The organism is Rhizobium ruizarguesonis (assembly GCF_012349115.1).
Classification (GTDB): domain Bacteria; phylum Pseudomonadota; class Alphaproteobacteria; order Rhizobiales; family Rhizobiaceae; genus Rhizobium; species Rhizobium ruizarguesonis.
This window is the reverse complement of the sequence record NZ_PQIG01000067.1, coordinates 284,451-305,396: the sequence shown is the minus strand read 5'-3', so window position 1 is coordinate 305,396 and position 20,946 is coordinate 284,451. Positions and strand designations below refer to the sequence as shown.

16 protein-coding genes are annotated in these 20,946 nt (G+C 61.4%); 8 read left to right on the top strand and 8 right to left on the bottom strand.

What is annotated here, in order from left to right:
• Nucleotides 1-20: 20 nt before the first annotated feature.
• Nucleotides 21-1,079: a LacI family DNA-binding transcriptional regulator gene (locus tag C3Y91_RS10645; protein WP_024319809.1), complete on the bottom strand. Its 1,059-nt coding sequence runs from the start codon at nt 1,077-1,079 to the stop codon at nt 21-23.
• Nucleotides 1,080-1,324: 245 nt separating this feature from the next.
• Here C3Y91_RS10645 and C3Y91_RS10640 point away from each other — a divergent pair, with 245 nt between their 5' ends.
• From C3Y91_RS10640 to fba, 6 genes are all read left to right on the top strand, one after another.
• A complete protein-coding gene (locus C3Y91_RS10640) occupies nt 1,325-2,308 on the top strand; it encodes an autoinducer 2 ABC transporter substrate-binding protein (RefSeq protein WP_018068543.1) in 984 nt (327 codons plus the stop codon).
• A 126-nt stretch (nt 2,309-2,434) separates the two neighbouring features.
• A complete protein-coding gene (locus C3Y91_RS10635; protein ID WP_024319810.1) occupies nt 2,435-3,949 on the top strand; it encodes a sugar ABC transporter ATP-binding protein in 1,515 nt (504 codons plus the stop codon).
• On the top strand, nt 3,942-4,970 hold the full coding sequence (locus tag C3Y91_RS10630) for an ABC transporter permease (RefSeq protein ID WP_024319811.1): 1,029 nt from the start codon (nt 3,942-3,944) through the stop codon (nt 4,968-4,970). The genes C3Y91_RS10635 and C3Y91_RS10630 overlap by 8 nt, the downstream gene beginning before the upstream one ends.
• On the top strand, nt 4,970-5,956 hold the full coding sequence (locus C3Y91_RS10625; RefSeq protein ID WP_168575284.1) for an ABC transporter permease: 987 nt from the start codon (nt 4,970-4,972) through the stop codon (nt 5,954-5,956). The genes C3Y91_RS10630 and C3Y91_RS10625 overlap by 1 nt, the downstream gene beginning before the upstream one ends.
• An 11-nt stretch (nt 5,957-5,967) precedes the next feature.
• Nucleotides 5,968-6,816: a sugar phosphate isomerase/epimerase family protein gene (locus C3Y91_RS10620; protein WP_018068539.1), complete on the top strand. Its 849-nt coding sequence runs from the start codon at nt 5,968-5,970 to the stop codon at nt 6,814-6,816.
• 345 nt (nt 6,817-7,161) lie between these two features.
• A complete protein-coding gene (gene fba / locus C3Y91_RS10615; protein WP_018068538.1) occupies nt 7,162-8,226 on the top strand; it encodes a class II fructose-bisphosphate aldolase in 1,065 nt (354 codons plus the stop codon).
• A 121-nt stretch (nt 8,227-8,347) separates the two neighbouring features.
• Here the strand turns inward: fba and C3Y91_RS10610 are convergent, their stop codons facing one another.
• The 7 genes from C3Y91_RS10610 to C3Y91_RS10580 form a co-directional block, all read right to left on the bottom strand.
• Complete coding sequence (locus C3Y91_RS10610) at nt 8,348-10,096, bottom strand: glycerol-3-phosphate dehydrogenase/oxidase (RefSeq protein ID WP_168307390.1); 1,749 nt, start codon at nt 10,094-10,096, stop codon at nt 8,348-8,350.
• A 37-nt stretch (nt 10,097-10,133) separates the two neighbouring features.
• The gene (locus C3Y91_RS10605; RefSeq protein ID WP_024319814.1) at nt 10,134-11,663 is read right to left on the bottom strand and encodes an FGGY-family carbohydrate kinase; all 1,530 of its coding nucleotides are present in this window, start codon (nt 11,661-11,663) and stop codon (nt 10,134-10,136) included.
• A gap of 37 nt (nt 11,664-11,700) precedes the next feature.
• A complete protein-coding gene (locus C3Y91_RS10600; protein ID WP_018068535.1) occupies nt 11,701-12,543 on the bottom strand; it encodes a DeoR/GlpR family DNA-binding transcription regulator in 843 nt (280 codons plus the stop codon).
• Between the two features lie 150 nt (nt 12,544-12,693).
• Nucleotides 12,694-13,641 (bottom strand): D-ribose ABC transporter substrate-binding protein, encoded by a 948-nt coding sequence (locus C3Y91_RS10595; RefSeq protein ID WP_017967825.1) that lies wholly within the window; start codon nt 13,639-13,641, stop codon nt 12,694-12,696.
• Nucleotides 13,642-13,752: 111 nt separating this feature from the next.
• On the bottom strand, nt 13,753-14,805 hold the full coding sequence (locus tag C3Y91_RS10590) for an ABC transporter permease (RefSeq protein WP_007637093.1): 1,053 nt from the start codon (nt 14,803-14,805) through the stop codon (nt 13,753-13,755).
• A gap of 22 nt (nt 14,806-14,827) precedes the next feature.
• Nucleotides 14,828-16,372: a sugar ABC transporter ATP-binding protein gene (locus tag C3Y91_RS10585; protein WP_018480520.1), complete on the bottom strand. Its 1,545-nt coding sequence runs from the start codon at nt 16,370-16,372 to the stop codon at nt 14,828-14,830.
• The gene (locus tag C3Y91_RS10580; RefSeq protein ID WP_024319815.1) at nt 16,369-17,025 is read right to left on the bottom strand and encodes a DUF2291 domain-containing protein; all 657 of its coding nucleotides are present in this window, start codon (nt 17,023-17,025) and stop codon (nt 16,369-16,371) included. Before C3Y91_RS10580 ends, C3Y91_RS10585 begins: the two co-directional genes overlap by 4 nt.
• 789 nt (nt 17,026-17,814) lie before the next feature.
• Between C3Y91_RS10580 and C3Y91_RS10575 the strand changes: the two genes are divergently transcribed.
• The gene (locus tag C3Y91_RS10575; protein ID WP_024319816.1) at nt 17,815-19,389 is read left to right on the top strand and encodes an FGGY-family carbohydrate kinase; all 1,575 of its coding nucleotides are present in this window, start codon (nt 17,815-17,817) and stop codon (nt 19,387-19,389) included.
• 37 nt (nt 19,390-19,426) lie between these two features.
• Nucleotides 19,427-20,938 carry a glycerol-3-phosphate dehydrogenase gene (locus C3Y91_RS10570; protein ID WP_024319817.1) on the top strand — a complete coding sequence of 504 codons (1,512 nt, stop codon included), beginning with the start codon at nt 19,427-19,429 and terminating at the stop codon, nt 20,936-20,938.
• Nucleotides 20,939-20,946 lie beyond the last annotated feature (8 nt).

Below are 20,946 nucleotides of genomic sequence, written 5' to 3'. Positions count from 1 at the left end.
TTCCAACGAGGTGGGACGCATTACTCGATATCCTTCAGTGCGTCGAGTGGGCCGGTCAGTGCCGTGCGGGGTGGGACGAGCGTCGGCCGCACCAGATGCGTGATTGGCGCGCCGCGGTCTGCATCGAGGATCGCAAACCCCTTGGTGATCATCGCCTCGCTGTCCTGCCGGATCATGAAGACGGGGAAAGGCAGGAAGGAGCCGAAGGGATCGTAATCGTAACAGCCGACGATGATGTCGGCGAAGGTCTCGTGCGGGTGCAGCGCGAGGAAGCGCATCAGCCCTTCGAGATTGATTGAGGAATTGACGAAGAATGCGCGCGGCAGCTTTCCGTGGCCTTCGTAGAAGGTTTCGAAGGCGCGGGCAGTCATGGCAGGGGAATAGCCGGTCGGCTGGATGCAGACGTCCGGATCTGCGCCCAGCAGTGCGCGCTTTACGTCGCGGAAACCGCGAATTCGCTCATGGCTGGCATGATCGTTGCGGCCGCCGAAGAGGTACAGATCGTCAGGTGAAAGCGGTCCATCCTCCTGCGCGCGCTCGATGATCGCCTGCGTCAGCATGCGCGCACCTTCACAATTGTCGCTGATGATCGACGGCGCCAGCGTGCCGGGCAGATCGATGTTGACGTGTTTCAGCCCTGCCTTTTCGCAGACCTTGTGCACGCCATCCGGATCGGTTGCGCCGGCGATGAAAAGTTCGTCGATGGAATAGGAGATCAGTGTCTCGACGACCTGGCGCTCCTCCTCCGGGTCGCGACAGGCGCTGACGACGAGGGGGCACTGGCCGCGGCTTCTGACCTGCGCCTCGAAAGACTGCGCCATGGAGGAGAAATAACGGTTGTCGTGCACCGGCAGCAGAAGACCGACGAGGCCGGAGCGGGACGAACGCAGGCCGCGGGCCTGCAGATTTGCCGTATAGCCGTGCTCGTTTGCCAGGTTCTGAATCAGCTGCGCCGTCGCCTCCTTGATACGCCGTTTCCGCCAGCTTCCGTTCAGCACGGCGCTCACGGTGGAAGGCGACGCACCCGATAGGATCGAGAGATCGTAGATCGTCGCCTTCTTCTTGCTGATGTCGGTCATATATCGCCTTTCCTTTGTCGCTTCCCTTAGAAACAAACCCCTCTTGACGAAAGCCCCACCTTGATCGATAGTCATTGCACCATCGATTGTGCAAAAAAGAAAGATCGATTGTGCAAAAGATGGTTCGCCGGAGGAGGCGGGACGGGAGGCAAGGGTATTCCCTCGCCAAGAAGCAACCAGGAACAACCTGCCGCAAGCCGGCCGGTGGTCGTCGTTCGTATGAGCGACCTTGAGGAGGAGTGAAGATGAGGAGACTTATCGCAGCGGCATTTGCCGCATCGCTGTCGCTTGCCGGGGCGGTGGTCGCGTTTGCAGAGGACGCACCGAAGGTCGGCATTGTCGTCAAGATCGGCGGCATTCCATGGTTCAATGCGATGGAGGCCGGGATCAAGGAACAGGGCCAGAAACTCGGCGTCGATGCCTTCATGATCGGCCCGACCAGCGCCGACCCGGCGCTGCAGGTGCGCGCCATCGAAGATCTGATCGCCCAGGGCGTCAAGGTCATCGGCGTGGTGCCCAACGATGCCAAGGTGCTCGAGCCCGTGCTCACCAAGGCGCAGGCCGCCGGCATCAAGGTCATTACGCATGAATCGCCCTCGCAGAAGGGCGCCGACTGGAATTTCGAACTCGCATCGGCCACCGGCTTCGGTGAAGCGCATGGCAAGCTGCTCGCCGAGAAAATGGGCGGCAAAGGCGAATATGCCGTCTTCGTCGGTTCGCTGACCGTGCCGCTCCACAATGCCTGGGCGGACGCCGCAATTGCCTATATCAAGGCAAACTACCCAGACATGAAACTCGTCGGCGAGCGCTACGGCGTGGCGGAAGACGTCGACAAGAGCCGCTCGACGGCGCTCGATCTCATCGCTGCGCATCCGGATCTGACCGGCTTCCTCGCCTTCGGCAGCCAGGGTCCGATCGGCGCCGGGCGCGCTATCGAGGAACGCCGCAAGACGGGCAAGATCTTCGTGCTCGGCCCGTTCTCGCCAGGCCAAGGCCAGAAGCTGATCAAATCAGGTGCGATATCGGGCGGCTTCATGTGGAATCCGAAACAGGCCGGCGAAGTCTTCGTCACGCTCGCCGATCGCCTGATCAAGGGCGAGAGCGTCAAGGAAGGTGATGACATTCCGGGTCTCGGCGTGATCAAGCCGGTCGGCAACGACATCATCGTCGATCAACTGCTGCCGATCAACAAGGATACGGTCGACGACCTGGCCGCAATGGGCCTCTGAAGAGGCCCCCTCCCCGGGTGTCGGGCCGGTCGACGTGGACCGGCCCGACGTTCGGGAAAAAGAGCGGTATCCGGCCATGGCTGGACCATTGACCTTTCATGGCATTCGACTGGACAGGCAACCGGCATGAGCATGGCAACGGATGATGGTGTGAAGGCCCAGCCGCTTCTTTCGCTTCGCGGCATCAACATGACATTCGGCGGTGTGAAGGCGCTGAAAAATGTCTCCTTCGAAGTCTTGCCTGGCGAGGTGCATTGCTTGGCCGGCGAGAATGGTTCCGGCAAGAGTACCCTTATCAAGGTGATCTCCGGCGTCTATCGGCCCGCAGACGGCGCCGAGATCGTCTTCGACGGCGAGACGATATCCCACATGACGCCAGGCATGGCCCAGTCCCGCGGCATCCAGATCATCTGGCAGGACCTCGCGCTCTTTCCGGAGATGAGCGTGGCTGAGAATATCGCCTTCCAGACCCTTTCCGGTTCGCGCCCGCGCTTCGTCAACTATGCCGCGATCCGCGCAATAGCCGAGGAGGCGCTTGCCCGGCTTGGCGTCACACTCGACGTCGACAGACCCCTCAAGGACTTCGCCATCGCGCAGCGCCAGATCGTCGCCATTGCCCGCGCGCTGGTCGGAGAGGCCCGGATCGTCTTCATGGACGAGCCGACCGCCTCGCTCACCCAGTCGGAGACTGATAATCTGCTGGCGATCGTGCGCACGCTGTCGGCTTCGGGCGTTGCCGTGGTCTTCGTCAGCCATCGCCTTGCGGAAGTGCTGGAAATTTCCTCGCGCATCACGGTGCTGCGCGATGGCGCGCTGGTCGGGGTCTATCCGGTGGAGGGCATGACCCAGTCTCAGATCACCGAGCTGATGACCGGGCGCACCTTCGACCAGAATGTTCGCGCCCGCGACGTATCGCAGAACCCGGTCCTGCTTTCTGTCAGCAAGCTTTCCCGGCCCGGCGAGTTCGAGGACATCTCCTTTGATCTGCGCCATGGCGAGACGCTCGGGATCACCGGCCTGCTCGGCTCCGGGCGCACCGAACTTGCGCTCACGCTGTTCGGCATGCGCCGGCCCGCAGCCGGCACGATTATGCTGGAGGGAAGGCCGGTGCGCTTTGCCTCCAACCGCGAGGCGATCACATCAGGCGTCGCTTATCTCTCCGAAGACCGCCTTTCGCTCGGTCTCAACCAGCCGCAATCCATCGCCGACAATCTGGTCATGGCCTCGCTCAACCGCATCTTGGGTGGCCGGCTCATTTCGCCGGAAAAGAAGCGCTCGCTGGTCGCACGCTGGATCGCCGATCTCGGCGTCAAGATCGGCAAGCAGGACGATGCGATCTCGACGCTTTCGGGCGGCAACCAGCAGCGCGTCGCGATCGCCAAATGGCTCGCCACCGATCCGAGGGTCTTGATCCTCGATGCCCCCACGGTCGGCGTCGATGTCGGCGCACGCGCCGGCATCTTCGAAATCGTTGCACGTCTCGCCGAGGCGGGGCTTGCGATCATCCTGATTTCGGACGAGGTGCCGGAGGTCTATTTCAACGCCGATCGGATCATCCATATGGAAAAGGGCCGCATCGCCGGCTGGCACGATCCGCGCGCGACCACACTGAAGGACCTGGAGGCGGCGGTCTATGCGTAAGCTGTTCCTGTCCCATACGACCGAATTCGTGCTGTTTGCCGTCATCATCGCGATGAGCGTTGCCCTGGCCTTTATGACCGACCGTTTCTTCACGCTCGGCAATGTCTTCGACCTGCTCAATATCAGCGCGGTCAACATCATCTTCGCCGTGGGCCTGCTCGTGGTGCTGATATCAGGTGGGATCGACATCTCCTTCGCCGTCGCCGCCTCGATCGTGCAATATGTCACTGCACTTGCGCTCGAGCGGATCGGCGGGGGTGGATGGGTATCCGGCTTCCTGATCGCGGCCGGAATCGGCATCGTGCTCGGCGTGATCAACGCCTTCCTGATCCACCGCTTCCGGATCATCTCGATCGTCGCGACGATCGCGACCTTCAACGTCTATTTCGGCCTGCTGATGTTCTTCACCAAGGGCGTGTCGATCTACAATCTGCCCGACTGGCTGACGACCCGCGTCATCATTTACGAGCGCGAAATGGCCGATGGGAGCTGGGCCGAGATCACGTTGCCGGTCGTCGTCATGGCCGTCTGCACGCTCGCCACCTGGTTCTTCATTACCCGCACGACGACCGGCCGGCAGCTCTATGCCTTCGGCGACAATCCGGAAGGCGCGCGCCGCTTCGGCATCAATATCGGCGCCATGCAGTTCATCGCCTTCGGCTGGCTTGGACTGATGGCAGGCATCGCCGGGCTCATGCAGGCGCATTATGCGCAGGAGGTCGTACCGAACGCACTTTATGGCCGCGAGCTTGATGTCCTGGCTGCTGTGGTGCTCGGTGGGGCGCGGCTGGGCGGCGGCAAGGGCTCCGTGCTCGGTTGCGTGCTGGGCGTGCTGCTCGTCTCGATCACCCAGAACGGCCTCAACCTGATGGGCGTCTCGCCCTTCGCCTTCAAGATGATCGTCGGCGCAATCATCCTCGTTGCGATCACCTTGTCGAGCGCCCGCATCGGCAACCTGGTGCCGGTGTTTGCGACCCGCAAATCGACCGGTGACAGGCCTGCAGAAAGGGGAGAGAGCTGATGAACGCACTCGCCGCCCGCTTCAACGCCATCTTCGGGGCCGACATGGCCGGTCCCCTCGCCGCGCTGGCGGCCGTGCTCATCGTCTTCGGTTTCGCCTCGCCGCATTTCCTGACGGGCGCGACCTTCGGATCGGTCGCTTTTCAGCTTCCCGAGCTTGGCGTCCTGACGCTTGCCATGCTGATGCCGATCCTCACCGGCGGCCTCAACCTTGCGATCACCTTCACCGCCAACATCGCCGGCCTGACGCTCGCCTGGACGCTGCAGGCCAATGGCGGCATCGAAGCCGGTCCGGGCGCCTTCCTGCTCGGCTCGGCTCTGGCGCTTGCCGTCGGCGCCGCGAGCGGCCTGGTCATGGGCCTCGTCATCGCCTTTACCCGCGCCCATCCGATCCTCGTTTCGCTGTCGATGATGATCTTCCTACGCGGCCTCGGCGAGTTCCTGACGCGCGGCGGCGATATCTCGGGCTTCCCCACCTTCATCGCTCCGATCGGCCACGGCAGCATCCTCGGCCTCCCGGTACCGTTGTTGATCCTGATCGCCTGCGTGATCGCCAGCCACATCCTGCTCTCGCGTTCCAAGCTCGGCTTTTCCACCTACATGATCGGCTCCAATATCGAGTCTGCCCGCTATTCCGGCATCAACACCCGCAAAATCCTGGTGCTGGTCTACATGCTCTCCGGCGTGATGGCTGCGGTTGCCGGCATCATCATGCTTGCGCGCTTCAATTCGGTGCGCGTCGGCCACGGCGAGTCCTATCTGCTGATCACCGTGCTCGCCTGCTTCCTCGGCGGCATCAATCCATTCGGCGGCTTCGGCCGCGTCCTGCCCGTCTTTGTGGCGCTCATCGTACTGCAGCTTCTCTCTTCGGGGCTCAACCTGCTCGGCGCCAACCAGCACCTCACCACTGCCGTCTGGGGCATCCTGCTCATCGTCGTGATGGTGCTGCGATGGTTCTCGGCCAAGTTCATCAGAATCGTGCAATAGGAGATACGATCATGGAAGGTTTCGGCGTTCACACCAGCATGTGGACCATGAACTGGGACCGCGCAGGCGCCGAGAAGGCGATTGCCGGAGCGGTGCACTACAAGATGGATTTCATCGAGATCGCGCTGCTCAATGCGCCTGCCGTCGATGCCAAACACACCCGCGACCTGCTTGAAAAGAACAAGCTGCGGGCCGTCTGCTCGCTCGGCCTGCCGGAGCATGCCTGGGCCTCCGTCCGCCCGGAGGCAGCAATCGAGCACTTGAAGGTTGCGATCGAAAAGACCGCTGACATGAACGGGGAAGCTCTGTCCGGCGTCATCTTCGGCGGCATCGGCGAGCGCACCGGCGTGCCGCCGACGCAAGGTGAATACGACAACATCGCCAAAGTGCTCGACGTTGCGGCAAAACATGCGAAGAAGTACGGCATCCAACTCGGCGTCGAAGCTGTGAACCGCTACGAGAACCACCTGATCAACTCGGCGCAGCAAGCCGTCGACATGGTGGAGCGTGTCGGCGCGGATAACATCTTCGTTCACCTCGACACCTACCACATGAATATCGAGGAAAAGGGTGCGGCAAACGGCATCCTGATCGCCCGCGACCACCTAAAATATATCCACCTTTCCGAGAGCGACCGCGGTACGCCGGGCTATGGCAACATTCCGTGGGATGCGATCTATGCCGCGCTTGCCGCAATCGGCTTCAAGGGCGGGCTTGCGATGGAAAGCTTCATCAACATGCCGCCCGAGGTCGCCTATGGCCTGGCCGTCTGGCGCCCCGTTGCACGCGATATGGAAGAGGTCATGGACAAGGGCCTGCCGTTCCTGCGCAATAAGGCGGAACAATACGGTCTCATCTGACCCGGTGCCGGATATTCCGGATTCCACTGCTGGCCGACTGCCATCAACCACAAGCCATAACAGCCAGCGGCCGCACGTGTCTGGCTGAAGAGTTCTCGCCATCGCCGGCAAGGGGCATGACGCCCCGTCTCTTCAACACAGGCCTGAATTTCATTCGGCTCACGCATGCGAAATGACTCTTGAGAAATATCATACTCGTTGTGATATTGTTATTATTGCTTGTTACGTTCCTCCTCCTATGCCATTTTGCCTATTAAAATAAGACGCTTGAACGGCTCACGCCCGGGCTCTAGTTTCGAAGAGATGGCGGCGTTTCGATCGACCATCGATATGGGGGAATCTTGGATGGCACGCATTACGCTGAGGCAACTGCTCGACCATGCTGCGGAGGAAGGCTACGGCGTTCCCGCTTTCAACATCAACAACATGGAGCAGGCGCTCGCCATCATGGAAGCCGCGGACGCGTGTCAGGCGCCGGTTATCATGCAGGCGTCGCGCGGAGCACGCGCCTACGCCCATGACATCATGCTGAAGCACATGATGGATGCCGTCGTTGAGATCTATCCGCATATTCCGGTTTGCGTGCATCTCGATCACGGCAACGATCCCTCCAACTGCATGACGGCGATCCAGGCGGGCTTCACCTCGGTGATGATGGATGGTTCACTGAAGGCGGACGCCAAGACGCCCGCCGACTGGGCCTATAATGTCGGCGTCACCAAGATGGTGACCGATATGGCGCATTTCGGCGGCATCTCGGTGGAAGGTGAACTCGGCGTTCTCGGTTCTCTGGAGACCGGCATGGGCGAGGCCGAGGACGGCCACGGCGCCGAGGGCAAGCTTTCGCATGACCAATTGCTGACCGATCCGGACGAAGCCGTGAAGTTCGTGCGCGAAACCAAGGTCGATGCGCTCGCCATCGCGATGGGCACATCGCATGGCGCTTACAAGTTCACCCGCAAGCCGGACGGTTCGGTGCTGGCGATGAACGTCATCGAAGAAATTCACCGTAAGCTCCCGAACACGCATCTCGTCATGCATGGCTCGTCCTCGGTCCCGATCGAGCTGCAGGAGATCATCAACAAATATGGCGGTCAGATGAAGCCGACATGGGGAGTGCCGGTCGAGGAAATCCAGCGCGGCATCAAGAATGGCGTGCGTAAGGTCAATATCGACACCGATGGCAGAATGGCGATGACCGGTCAGATCCGCCGCGTGCTGCAGGAGGACCCAAGCGAGTTCGATCCGCGCAAATATCTGAAGCCGGCGATGGCGGCGCTGACCAAGCTCTGCAAGGAGCGCTTCGAACAGTTCGGCACTGCCGGTATGGCCGGCCGCATCACGCCCCTTCCCGTTTCGGAAATGGCCAAGCGTTACAAGTCCGGTTCTCTCGATCCGGCTTTCTCCTGAAACTGGGCTAGAGCATGATGCCGAAAAGTGTGAAGCGGTTTTCGGACGACATCATGCTCTAACTATATAATGGAGAACAGGATTCAGATTTTAGGCCGACCCGGCCTAAAATCATCCTGTTCTAGCCTGCGGCCGGGCGCGGTGCCTTTTCCGGCTCGGCGGCAACCTTGCCTGTCAGTGCTTGGCCGTGGAAGCGGCTCAGCTGGCTGACAACGTCCTGAATTTCGCTTGCCGTTCGTTCGGCATTCCAATCGAGCGCTGCCCCGGCAACGCCGGCGATTTCCTGCAAGCCTTCCAGCGTCAACCGACCCTCGATCGCAAGCGTCGTGCGGCGCATCACGATGTCCGACAGGTGGATAGCGAGTTCATTCCGGGCGATCCAGTCGACCTCGCGGAGACTGTAACGCGGCGCACCCGTCAGGCGCTGTTCGTCGGTATAGCTTGAAACAGAAGAAAGCAGGGCTGCGGCCGTCGTGCCGTAGCGGCGGAGCAGTTCGTCAGCACGCTCGGCGGCGACGCCGCTGCGTGACGCGGCATCGCTGATCCAGGCGTTACGCTGCTCGGCATTAGCCGGAAAGGCCTTGCCGCCGCCGATCGCTAGATAGCGTGTCGACTGGCTGCGGCGGCGCTGCAGCCGGGAGAGAACGGTGTCGGCAACCTCTTCCGCAAAGCCGCGGAACGTCGTCCACTTGCCTCCGACCAGCGAAATGATCGGAAAAGGTCTGCCCTTCTCTGGCTCCTTCACCGGCGCGGAGTGATCGCGGCTGATCAACCCCGGTGCGGCCGCATCCGATGCCGGCAGCGGGCGGATACCGCTATAGCTGTAGACGATCTGGTCGCGATCGAAGCGGAGCGTCGGCAGTAGCGAGCGGACGCTTTCGAGGAAATACTCGGTTTCCGGCTCTTCGCAGCGGACATTGTCCGGATCATCCGCCGGAATGTCGGTCGACCCGACCAGTGCCAGCCCGAGATAGTCGTAGACGAGGCAGATGCGACCGTCGTCGGCCTCAAAATAGATCATATGGCCGTTGAGGCTTCGCACCAATTCGGGATGGTCAAGCAGGATATGGGAACCCTTGGTGCCGCCGATCAGGCGCGATGGAGCGCCGAGCAAAGTGTTGACGTGATCGATCCAGGGACCTGCCGCATTAACGACCAGCTTGGGAGCAACGGTGACATCGCGACCATCGGGCAGCCGGAAGGTCAAACGCCCATCTGAAACGGCAGCCAGTGTCGCGAAATTTGCCGCGAGGCTCCTCGTATTCGCATCGAGACCATCGCTCACGAGCTCATAGACGAGCCGCTCCGGCCTGCTGATCTTGGCATCGTAGTAGATGCCGCCGGCGACGATGGCGGGGGTGACATGCGGCATTTCCTTGCGCGCTTGTTTCTTCAGGATCAGCCGGTGGCGCGGCATGACCTGGTCGCGTGAACCGAAAAAGTCGTAGAGCCGAAGCCCGATCTTGATGAGAACGGCACCACGGCTGCGTGGCGCCGTCTTCGACCCGAAGAGCGTCCGTATCGCTGCCCAGATACCACGGGTCCAGGAAAAGACCGGAATGAAGGTCGGCAGCGGCTCGACGCAATGCGGCGCGTTCTTGAGCAGGAGGTTGCGCTCAAGCGTCGACTGCGCAACCAGTCCGAACTCACCCGTTTCCAGATATTTCAGGCCGCCGTGAATGAGCCGCGATGGTGCAGCGCTCGTGCCGGAACCAAAATCGGCCTTGTCGACGATCAGGCAATTGACACCCTGTATCGAGAGGTCGCGGAACAGGCCGGCGCCGTTGATGCCCGCCCCGATGATCAAAACGTCGATATCGTTCTCGCCGAGATTCGAGAAGCGCTGCTGCAAATCGGGGGTCATGCTCATCGTCCTAAATTGCCCGCCGCAGCAGGCATTTGTCTTTTCAGTTTGCCGATTGCTCCGGCGCAAGCGCGGCAATCCTAGGCCAAAGGGGGATCATCGCGTCGGCAATCTCGCGGAACACCTGGTAACGCTTTTCATAATCCGCGCTGCGCGCTGCATCGGGCCGGCAAGTCTTTGCGATGGAGGCAGTGTCGCGCGGATCGCTCTGCGGGTCGGCGAAGACCCCGGCGCCCGACCCGGCACAAAGCGCAGCACCCCAGGCGGCCGCCTCATCCGTCTCGGTTACCGTGACCGGCATGCCAAGCACATCGGCAAACATCTGCACGACGGCAGGATTGCGCGAGACGCCACCGGCGAGCCGCGCCTGATCGAAGGCAAAGCCGTCGCGAAGCGCGTCGACATGAATGCGATGATTGAAAGCGATGCCCTCAAGCACGGCGCGCAGCATGTCGCCGCGGTCGTGCCATCCACCGAGCCCGAAGAAACCGGCGCTGGCTGCTGCGCCATAAGGCGAGCCGAACAGATAGGGATGGAAGAGCGCCGTCGAGGGGCGTTCGAAAGCGGCATCGATCTCGGGCGCCAGCAGGCCATGGATCGAGTTGCCTTGCACCTCGCCATTCTTCCGTTCGGCAGCGCAGAGCGTGTCCAGAAACCAGTCGTAATTCGCTGTCGATGCCGGGGAGATCGACATGCTGTTCCAGATGCCGGGTGCAATCCCGTTGCGGCAGAACCAGCGCCGGTCGACACGTGGTTCCGACGAAAGCGTCTCGTTGATCGAATAGGTCCCGGCAATGACCGCGACAACACCCTCGGCATAGCCCCCTGCCCCGAGCGCCGAGGCCGTGACGTCGTGCAGGCCGGCAACGACAGGCGTTCCTTCGGCAAGGCCCGTCAGTTGCGCGGCTTCACGCGTCACGCGTCCGACGATCTGGTCTGAGCGCGAGGCTGGTGGCAGGGCGTGGACGAGATCCTCCAATCCAAACAGCCGAAGGGCGTCCTCACTGTAGTTCTGCGTTTTGACATTGGTGAAGGAGGTGCTGGCTTCGGTGCGGTCCGTACCGATGATCCCGGTCAGGCAGAACCGCAGCCAGTCCTTGCAGCTGATGAAATGGCCGATGCGCTTGTAGCGCTCAGGCTCCATTTCGCGGATCCAGGCAAGCAATGCAGATGGCGCGGAGACGTGCGGGATCTGCCCCGTCAGTTCGATCGCCAGGTCGGCGACGTCGCTTTTCGTCCACCGGTCGACGATCGCCCCTGCCCGGCTGTCCAGCGAGAGAATGGCCCGGCCAAGCGGCTTCCGGGCGTGATCGAGCAGGTAGATGCCGTCTCCATGCGCGGTAGCGGCAATGCCCTCTATGTCGCTTGCCGGTCGCCCGCTGAGCGAAATCGCTTCGCGGATGGCATCGGCCGTCGCGTTCCACAATTCATCCATGTCGCGCTCGATATGGCGGGCCTTCGGAATGAACTGCGTAACGCGGCGCCGGGCGGCTGCAAGCGGCGTGCCATCGATATCGAAGATGACCGCCTTTGTGACGGTCAAACCACTATCGATCCCGAGCAGTGTCGGCATTCAGGTTTACCTCATGACGAGCAACTGGCCCACGCCGTCAGGAGCGCCCTCCGGCGCCCTTGGCGATGACCACGTTGATATCTCTGGACCGCATGCGGTCGATGTGCACCGGCTGGGTCTTGTCGTCGACGATAACGACGTCGAACTCATCCAGTGCTGCGAAACTGTGGAGTGCGCGCCGTTCGAACTTGGTATGATCGGCAAGCAGGATGCGTTTTACGGAACAATCGAACATGGCCCGCTTGGTATCGACTGTTTCAGGAGACTGGTGCAGCACCGTGCCGTCGCTGATCGCCGACATCGAGATGAACGCGACATCTGCCCTGAGAGCCTTGATCTCGTTGATGGTCATGCGACCCATGAAGGCGTTGCACCAATTGTAATACTGGCCGCCAAGGGCGAGCAGCGTCACGTCGTGCAGGCCCGTCAGCGCATTCATCAGCGTCAGGGAATTGGTGATTGCCGTGACCGGCGCCTTCGAAGGCAGATGTGCCGCCATCTGAAGAACCGTGGTCGAGTCATCGAAAAAGATCGCCTGTCCCGGTTCGACGAATTGCATTGCCGCCTCGGCAATCAGCTTCTTTTCCACCGACTGACGGTTCGAGCGATAGACGTCGCTGGATTCGATGAGATTGGTCGCCGCCGCCGTGACGATACCGCGCGTCTTCCTGAAGAGGCCGCGGCTGACGAGTTCATCGACATCGCGGTGAGCCGTCATCAGGCTGATCCCAAAACGGTCTGTCAGGTCTTCAATCCGCATCGAGCCTTCACCCATAACGGCCTCTGCAATCATGCGGCGGCGCGCGATCTGGCGCGTCTGCCGGCTGTCGCTGGTGAGCTGGTCCAACAGATCGTCGTCCCGGCTGGTCTTCTGTGTCACGGGTCACTCCTGTCGCTGAATTATGGATCCCAGCTTCGTACAGTGATTGCCGCGCCAAGGCAAAAAGGCGAAACGCAACCGGCGGTTGGACCGTCGGCCATCGCTTCCAGCATGAAAATGAGGGCGCTCTAACGAGCGCCCTTTTACCGTTTACTGCGCCAGAACGAACGGGCCGGTGTATTTGTCGATGTTGTCCTTGGTGATCAACAGGCAATCGAAGAGCTGCTTCTCGCTCTTGGCGCCCGTGTTGCCCGTCTTGATCAGGTTGTCGGCCTGCTTGACGGCTTCTTCGGAGAAGACGGCAACCGGTTGGAGGACGGTGTATTGGAGTTCGCCCGCCTTGATGGCAGCAACGGCATCCGGCGAACCGTCGAAGCCGCCGACCTTCACATTGGCGAGCTTGCCGGCTTCCTTGAGTGCGGCGATCGCACCGAGCGCCATTTCGTCATTGCCCGAGATGACGCCGACGATATCCGGGTTGGCCTGCAGCATGGACTGCATCTTGTTGTGGCCCTGGGTGCGGTCCCAGTTGGCAACTTCCTTGGCGACCTTCTTCAGATCCGGATACTGCGAAAGGACAGTCTCGTAGCCATTCGACCGTGTTGCAGCGTTGTTGTCGGAAGGAGCGCCGAAGAGTTCGGCATAGTTGCCCTTGTCGCCGATCGCTTCGACCCATTGCTGTGCGCCGAGGGCGGCACCCTGTGCGTTGTTGGAAACAAGCTGCGCCTTCGCCAGGCCTTCCTGGTTGATTTCGGCGTTGACGAGGAGGACCGGGATGCCGGCAGCAACGGCCTTCTTGACCGCACCGACGGAACCGTCGGCGTTTGCCGGGTCAAGGATGATCGCCACCGACTTGTTGGTGATCGCCGTATCGATCAGGTTGCTTTCGGTATTGGTGTCACCCTTGTGGGCGTTGACCGAGGCCGTGTAGCCCAGCTTTTCGGCAGTTGCCTTGGCGACGTTGCCTTCCGTCAGCCAATAGGGATTCGACGGATCGTTGACGATGATCGTCATCATGCCCGCTGCCCAAGCGGAGCTTGCCAGAAGCGGTGCTACGGCCGCGGCGGCCAGAAGTATGCGCATGCCTTTCTTAAACATAGTCTCTCTCCCATTTGTGAGTTCAGTTATTGCCGGGGATCCGGCAGTGCTTTCCCCAATCGGCTTCGTGGACTCCAGCCTGCCGTCGTGGATAAGTTTCAGTCTCAGCCGTCAGGACGATTTGACCCGGCGGCCGTATTGGATGCTGTTCATGAGGACGGCGAGAACGATCACCGCGCCGGTGAATACGGTCTGCCAGTAGGCCGAGACGCCGATGATCACGAGGCCGTCCGAAAGGAAACCGATGACGAAGGCGCCGAGCATGGTGCCGCGGACGGTACCGCGGCCGCCGGTCAGCGCCGCACCGCCGATGACCACGGCTGCGATCGCCGTCAGCTCGTAGGTTGTGCCTGCCGTCGGACCGGCGGAGGTCAGCTGCGAGGAGAGGACCAGGCCGGCGATCGCAGCACAGACGCCCGAAAGCACATAGACGATGATCTTCACGCGCTTGACCGGGACGCCGGAGAGATCGGCGGCACGCTCGTTCCCACCTGAGGCGTAGAGCCAGCGGCCGAAGGCGGTGCGGCTCAGCACGATGCCGCAAATGATGGCGAGAACCGCAAGCACGATGACCCCGATCGGAATACCTGCGAGCCGGTTGAAGCCGAGCCAGTCGAAGCCGGTATTGCCGAGTTCCGGACGGCCGCCGAGGTTATTGTAGGTCAGGCCGTTGGTCATCAAGAGCGCGATACCGCGGGCCACGTAGAGCACGCCGAGCGAGGCGACGAAGGCCGGCACCTTGAGGTAGGCGATCAACACGCCGTTGACCGCACCGACCAGCGCACCGAGCGCACATGTGATGACGACGACGGCCCAGACCGGCGGATAGAGGATGACGCCGAAATAGGTGAGCGTGACGCCGTGCATCAGGAAACCGGCGATGCAGCCTGCAAGCCCCAGTGTCGAGCCGACCGACAGATCGATGCCGCCATTCAGGATGACGAGCAGCATGCCGATCGCCAGAATGCCGAAGATCGCGACGTGCGACGCCATGATCAGGAAGTTGTTCAGCGTGAAGTAATAGGGCGACAGGAACGAGAAGACCGCGATGATGACGATCAGCGCGAAGAAGGCCCGGCCTTCCAGGATGAGACGCACGATATTGGTATTGCGCTTCTGCCCGCTGGAAACTGATTTCTTTTCGGTGATGTTCGTGACTGACATAATCAGTGCTCCATAATCCAGGCTAGTGCGCGACCACGGCTTCGCCGGAGGCGGCCATGATCTTTTCCTTGGTGACATCCGAGCCGAACTCGGCCGATATCCTGCCGCGATGCATGACGATGATGCGGTGCGCGATGCTCAGGCATTCATTGACTTCGGACGTCGAATAGATGACCGCCAATCCCTGCTTGGCGCGCTCTGCAAGCAACTTGAAAACTTCCGCCTTGGCGCCGATGTCGATGCCGCGGCTTGGCTCATCGAGCAGGATGACCTTCGGCTGGGTTGCCAGCATCTTGCCGATAACGACCTTCTGCTGGTTGCCGCCGGAGAGCGAGCCGATTGAAGCCGCACCGCCATCGGTTTTCACATGCACCCGCCGGATCGCGTCATTGACGAGATCGCGCTCCCGATGGCCGGAGGTGAAAAGCCCTTTGGTGAAGGCGCGGATACTCGCAAGCGACAGATTGGAGCCGACCGTCATCGTCTGGACGAGACCGTCGCGCTGGCGATCTTCGGGCACGAGCACGAGACCGCTGGCAATGCGCCCGGCGATGCTGAGCCCACTGACGTCCTGTCCTTCGAGCAGAACCTGTCCGCCGCTTGCGCGCAGACGTCCGGCAATGCACTCGAGCAGTTCCGTGCGCCCGGCGCCCATCAGCCCGTAGATGCAGACGATCTCACCGGCACGCACCTTGAGAGACAGACGATCGACTGCATTATAGGCAGCGCCGGAAGGACCGGGGACACTGAGGTTTTCGATGGAAAGCGAGACGTTTCCGAACTGGTGACCTTGCGGCGGGCTGCCGAGGTCGAAATTCTCACCGACCATGTTGCGGACGATCCATTCGAGATCGATATCCTTGCGCTCGGCGTAGGCCGTCATGTTTCCGTCGCGCAGAACGACGGCGTGATTGGTGATCTGCAGCGCCTCTTCCAGATGATGCGAGATGTAGACGATCGACACGCCGCGGCTGGTCAGGTCGTGGATGACCTTGAAGAGCACTTCCACCTCCGTCGCGCTCAGCGCTGAGGTCGGTTCGTCCATGATCAGGATGCGCGAATTGACGGAGAGGGCTCGTGCAATTTCGACGATCTGCTGCTGGCCCAGGCGAAGATCCTCGACGCGGGTCTGCGGATCGATGTCTTCCTCGAGCTCTTCCATCAGCGCCCGGGTCTGACGCTCCTCTTCTGCGAAGTCGACGACACCACCTTTGATGATCTCCCGGCCCATGAAAATATTGTCGCGGACACTGAGATTGGGGGCGAGGCTGAGCTCCTGGTGAATGATGGAGATCCCGCACTCGCGCGCATGGGTCGACGAGCTGAAGCTGATCGGCGAGCCGTCGAGAATGATCTCGCCGGAGCTTGCCTGCGCCACACCCGAAAGGATCTTCATCAAGGTCGACTTGCCCGCGCCGTTCTCCCCGAACAACGTTGTGACCTGGCCGCGATGAATGTCGAAGTTCACCCCCTTCAGGGCGTGAACGCTGCCGTAGGATTTTGCGATGTTGCGGGCAGCGAGGACGACCTCGCCTTTCGCGCCGTTGCTGCGTTGCGGCTGGCTCATTTGAGCTCGACCTTCACCGGCGTGACGAGCCAGTTCTTCGGATTGATGAGCTTGAAGACGCCGACGACGGTCGCCTGCTTTCCGTCCAGGGCGTCAGCATCCAGGCCCGCAAAAACCGCCTTCTTCATCTCGTTATTGATGGCCGAGCCGGCATCCTGATACTGGATCTGGTTGGTGAACTGGCCGAATTCGATGGTGCCGGTTGCGTCGCGGAGGTCCGTGCCGTTGACCGCAGGACCGGTCTGGACACGGACCACCGTCTCGGGAGGCAGCCCATCGATCTTCATTTCGTTGGTGTTCGACTTGCGGGCGCCGAAAACGCCGGTCAGCGTGACGGGAATGACCGGTCCGGTGCTCGTCGCAGTGCCGTATTTCTCGGCCGCCGCCTTCTTGTCGGCGGCAATGGCGGCCGCGAGATCGGCGGCTGCAACGGCCCGCTCCTCGACATTAGCCTTGATTTTCGGAAACTGCTCGGCGCCGAAGGTTTCCGGAGAGAATGCTTGCTGACGGACATCGTTTTCGGAACCGATCTTGACGACCGTCGTATCGAACGCGATCGCTGCAACGACGATAACCGCCAACGCCGCGCTGACAAGGAGCCCGCGATTGCCGCTGCTCGGCTTTGATGCTGGATAATCGGGCGATGTACTCATGTCCGGACGGCCTTGGCTTGGAATGGCGAGATGGAGGGTTAGCGCGACGATGATCGCAGGCGGGCTGAAGCATTGCGTCGCACCGGAACATAAGCCGGCGGGCCACCCGCAAGAGCACAACTCTGGACGAAAATTCGCATTGGAAGCCTCCTCAACAAGACCGGCGGCCGTCTCCTCCAACCGCCTGGCCCTGCAAATTCTCCATCAGGAAGCGCACTTCCGTGATAGAAGTATGTTATTTATGCCGCAAATGATGTTATAAATTTTACGAACTGTCAACGGCACTTTCGCAGCAACTCGATTAAAAGGCACGGCCTCACATCTTGTTCATCACGCTGCGGCGCAGCAAAAAGTGGCCGGAAATGCAATCGCCTTCACACTTGTCATTCGATCGAACGATGCAAGCATCTATTTGTTTTTCATTCAAAAAATCACAGATCGAGCATCGCGCGCACCGCCGTTTTCCATGCCACACGCCGATAGCTCGACAGCGCGGAAGTAAACTCCTTGCTCCTCTATTTTAAATGAAAAAAATTACATCGCTAGAAAAATCTTACTGGCATTATGGTATCTTTATGTTATGTTTCCGAGCGAGCTTAGGGAGGTTTCGGCTGCGCGCCAGATCTGGGATTTGTCAAAGGCGGCGCGCTTGTCGTTGCCCGTGGAAGGGCCGAAGTTGGCAGCCGGATGCATCATCCCAGAGAATTCAGGGATTGGGAGGACTTCAGATGAATTTGATGCGCGTATTGCCCGCCGTGGGGCTTGCGGTGGTGACGAGATAGGCCTGCAATGATATCGACCCAGAAGATCATCATTGGCATAGATGCCGGCACCTCGGTCATCAAGGCCGTCGCCTTCGATCCGTCCGGACGCCAGATTGCCACGGCCTCCGTTCGCAACAGATACACCACCGGAGACGATGGCTCGGCAACGCAGTCGCTGGATCAGACCTGGCTCGATTGCGCCAGCGCGTTGCGTGGCCTTAGCGAAAAAGTCCCTGATCTTGCATCCCGCACCGCAGCCATCGCCGTCACCGGACAGGGCGACGGCACCTGGCTCGTCGGCCGCGGCAATACGCCGGTCGCCGATGCCTGGCTGTGGCTCGACGCGCGTGCTGCGCCGACGGTTACGGCACTTGCCGGCGGAACCCAGAACCGTGCCCGCTTCGAGGCAACGGGCACCGGCCTCAACACTTGCCAGCAGGGCGCGCAACTTGCCCATATGGATCGCTTCACGCCGGATCTTCTCGACCAGGCGGAGACGGCGCTGCACTGCAAGGACTGGCTCTATCTCAACCTCACAGGCGTGCGGGCGACCGATCCGTCCGAGGCGAGTTTCACCTTCGGCAATTTCAGAACGCGCCAGTATGATGCAGTGGTGATCGACGCGCTCGGCCTTGACCACAGGCGCGGGCTGCTGCCCGAAATCATCGACGGCAGCGAGATCGCCCACCCGCTGACATCGGAGGCGGCGAAGGCCTGTGGACTTCTGACCGGAACGCCGGTCTGCCTCGGCTATGTCGACATGGTGATGACGGCGCTTGGTGCAGGCGTGCGCAGCAGCGCTCGCAACGCCGCCTGCTCGACGATCGGCTCGACCGGCGTGCACTTGCGCGCCAAGTCCGTTGCCGACGTTCAGCTCAATCGTGAGGGCACCGGCTATGTGATCGCCCTGCCCATCCCCGGCATCGTCACCCAGGTCCAGACGAATATGGGCGCCACGATCAACATCGACTGGATCCTCGATGTCGCCGCCTATCTGATGGCCGAGGCAGGCAAGCCTGCTTCGCATGCAGACCTCATTGCGCGCATCGACGGCTGGTTTGCAGAAAGCCGACCGGGGGCGGTGCTTTACCACCCCTACATTTCAGAAGCGGGCGAACGTGGGCCTTTCGTCAACGCCAATGCGCGCGCGGGCTTCACCGGGCTTTCAATGCGTCACGGTTTCCCCGACCTGCTGCGCGGCGTGGTCGAAGGGTTGGGGCTTGCGACGCGCGACTGCTACGCGGCGATGGGCGCGATGCCCGAAGAGCTGCGGCTCACGGGCGGGGCAACACGCTCCGTCGCCCTTCGCCGCTCACTCTCGGCCGCCGTTAACGCACCGATCCGCCAGTCGCGCCGCGAGGAGACGGGGGCGGCCGGGGTGGCGATGATGGCCGCGGTGGCTGTCGGCGTCTATTCCAGCATGGACGATTGCATTGCCGACTGGGTGACGCCGCTGCTCGGCGATCCGGAAACACCGGATGCCAGTGAGGCCCACCGGTTCGACCGGCTTTTTTCTGCCTACACCGATGTACGCCAGGCAATGGCGCCCGCCTGGGACAAGCTCGCCGAAGCCGCAACGACATCGCCGGTGGGCGAGTAATCAAGTTCTGATGCAGCAGGCATCGAAGGAGTACGACATGACTGAACCCGAACTCCTGGATCTCTTCGTCATCGGCGGAGGCATCAACGGCGCGGGGATAGCACGCGATGCCGCGGGCCGCGGCTTGAAGGTCGTGCTGTGCGAAAAGGACGATCTGGCACAGGGAACGTCGTCACGTTCGGGCAAGCTGGTGCATGGCGGTTTGCGTTACCTCGAATATTACGAATTCCGCCTGGTGCGTGAGGCGTTGATCGAGCGTGAAGTGCTGCTCAATGCCGCGCCGCATATCATCTGGCCGATGCGCTTCGTCCTGCCGCACAGCCCAGAGGATCGCCCCGCATGGCTCGTGCGGCTCGGCCTCTTCCTCTATGATCATCTCGGCGGCCGCAAGAAGCTGCCCGGGACCCGCACGCTCAATCTGCTCCGCGACCCGGAAGGCACGCCGATCCTCGATCAATACACACGCGGCTTTGAATATTCCGATTGCTGGGTCGACGACGCCCGCCTCGTTACCTTGAATGCGGTCAGCGCAGCGGAAAACGGCGCCCTGGTGCTGACCCGCTCGCCCGCCGTGTCGGCCCGCCGCGAGAATGGCGGTTGGACCGTGGTCACCAAAAGCAACTCCACGGGAGAGACGCGAACCTTCCGTGCCAAATGTCTGGTGAACTGCGCCGGCCCCTGGGTGATGGACATCATCAATCGCGTCGCCGGATCGAACTCCGGCCGCAACGTCCGCCTCGTCAAGGGCAGCCACATCATCGTGCCGAAGTTCTGGGCGGGCGCCAATGCCTATCTGGTGCAGAACCACGACAAACGCGTCATTTTCATCAATCCCTACGAGGGCGACAAGGCGCTGATCGGGACGACCGATATCGCGTACGAAGGCCGGGCCGAGGATGTTACCGCCGACGAGACGGAGATCGAGTATCTGCTCCAGGCTGTCAATCGCTACTTCAAGGAAAAGCTGCGTCGCCACGATGTGCTGCACAGCTTCTCCGGCGTGCGCCCGCTGTTTGACGATGGCAAGGGCAATCCGTCGGCCGTTACCCGCGACTATGTCTTCGATCTCGACGAGACAGGCGGCGCTCCACTGCTCAACGTCTTCGGCGGCAAGATCACCACGTTCCGCGAGCTCGCTGAACGCGGCATGCAGCGCCTGAAGCACATCTTCCCGAACATGGGAGGCGACTGGACTGAGAAAGCGCCGCTGCCGGGCGGCGAAATTCCGAATGCCGACTACGAGAGCTTTGCCAACAGCCTGCGCGATATCTATCCCTGGATGCCGCGCAAGCTCGTGCATCACTATGGCCGTCTCTATGGCGCCCGCGCCAGGAATGTGGTTGCCGGTGCAACGGGCATAGAAGGGCTCGGGCGGCATTTCGGCGGACAGCTCTATGAGGCCGAGGCCCGCTACCTCGTCGCCACGGAATGGGCCGAAACGGCCGACGACATCCTCTATCGCCGCACCAAACACTACCTCCATCTGAACGAAGCGGAGCGCGCGGCCTTTGGCGAGTGGTTTGCTTCAACCCGCCTTGCCGCCGCCTGAAGGATGCC

Bases quoted from the DNA above. Each gene is read 5' to 3' on its own strand.
- C3Y91_RS10645 (WP_024319809.1), bottom strand. From the start codon at position 1,079: ATGACCGACATCAGCAAGAAGAAGGCGACGATCTACGATCTCTCGATC.
- C3Y91_RS10640 (WP_018068543.1), top strand. From the start codon at position 1,325: ATGAGGAGACTTATCGCAGCGGCATTTGCCGCATCGCTGTCGCTTGCC.
- C3Y91_RS10635 (WP_024319810.1), top strand. From the start codon at position 2,435: ATGAGCATGGCAACGGATGATGGTGTGAAGGCCCAGCCGCTTCTTTCG.
- C3Y91_RS10630 (WP_024319811.1), top strand. From the start codon at position 3,942: ATGCGTAAGCTGTTCCTGTCCCATACGACCGAATTCGTGCTGTTTGCC.
- C3Y91_RS10625 (WP_168575284.1), top strand. From the start codon at position 4,970: ATGAACGCACTCGCCGCCCGCTTCAACGCCATCTTCGGGGCCGACATG.
- C3Y91_RS10620 (WP_018068539.1), top strand. From the start codon at position 5,968: ATGGAAGGTTTCGGCGTTCACACCAGCATGTGGACCATGAACTGGGAC.
- fba (WP_018068538.1), top strand. From the start codon at position 7,162: ATGGCACGCATTACGCTGAGGCAACTGCTCGACCATGCTGCGGAGGAA.
- C3Y91_RS10610 (WP_168307390.1), bottom strand. From the start codon at position 10,096: ATGAGCATGACCCCCGATTTGCAGCAGCGCTTCTCGAATCTCGGCGAG.
- C3Y91_RS10605 (WP_024319814.1), bottom strand. From the start codon at position 11,663: ATGCCGACACTGCTCGGGATCGATAGTGGTTTGACCGTCACAAAGGCG.
- C3Y91_RS10595 (WP_017967825.1), bottom strand. From the start codon at position 13,641: ATGTTTAAGAAAGGCATGCGCATACTTCTGGCCGCCGCGGCCGTAGCA.
- C3Y91_RS10590 (WP_007637093.1), bottom strand. From the start codon at position 14,805: ATGTCAGTCACGAACATCACCGAAAAGAAATCAGTTTCCAGCGGGCAG.
- C3Y91_RS10585 (WP_018480520.1), bottom strand. From the start codon at position 16,372: ATGAGCCAGCCGCAACGCAGCAACGGCGCGAAAGGCGAGGTCGTCCTC.
- C3Y91_RS10580 (WP_024319815.1), bottom strand. From the start codon at position 17,025: ATGAGTACATCGCCCGATTATCCAGCATCAAAGCCGAGCAGCGGCAAT.
- C3Y91_RS10575 (WP_024319816.1), top strand. From the start codon at position 17,815: ATGATATCGACCCAGAAGATCATCATTGGCATAGATGCCGGCACCTCG.
- C3Y91_RS10570 (WP_024319817.1), top strand. From the start codon at position 19,427: ATGACTGAACCCGAACTCCTGGATCTCTTCGTCATCGGCGGAGGCATC.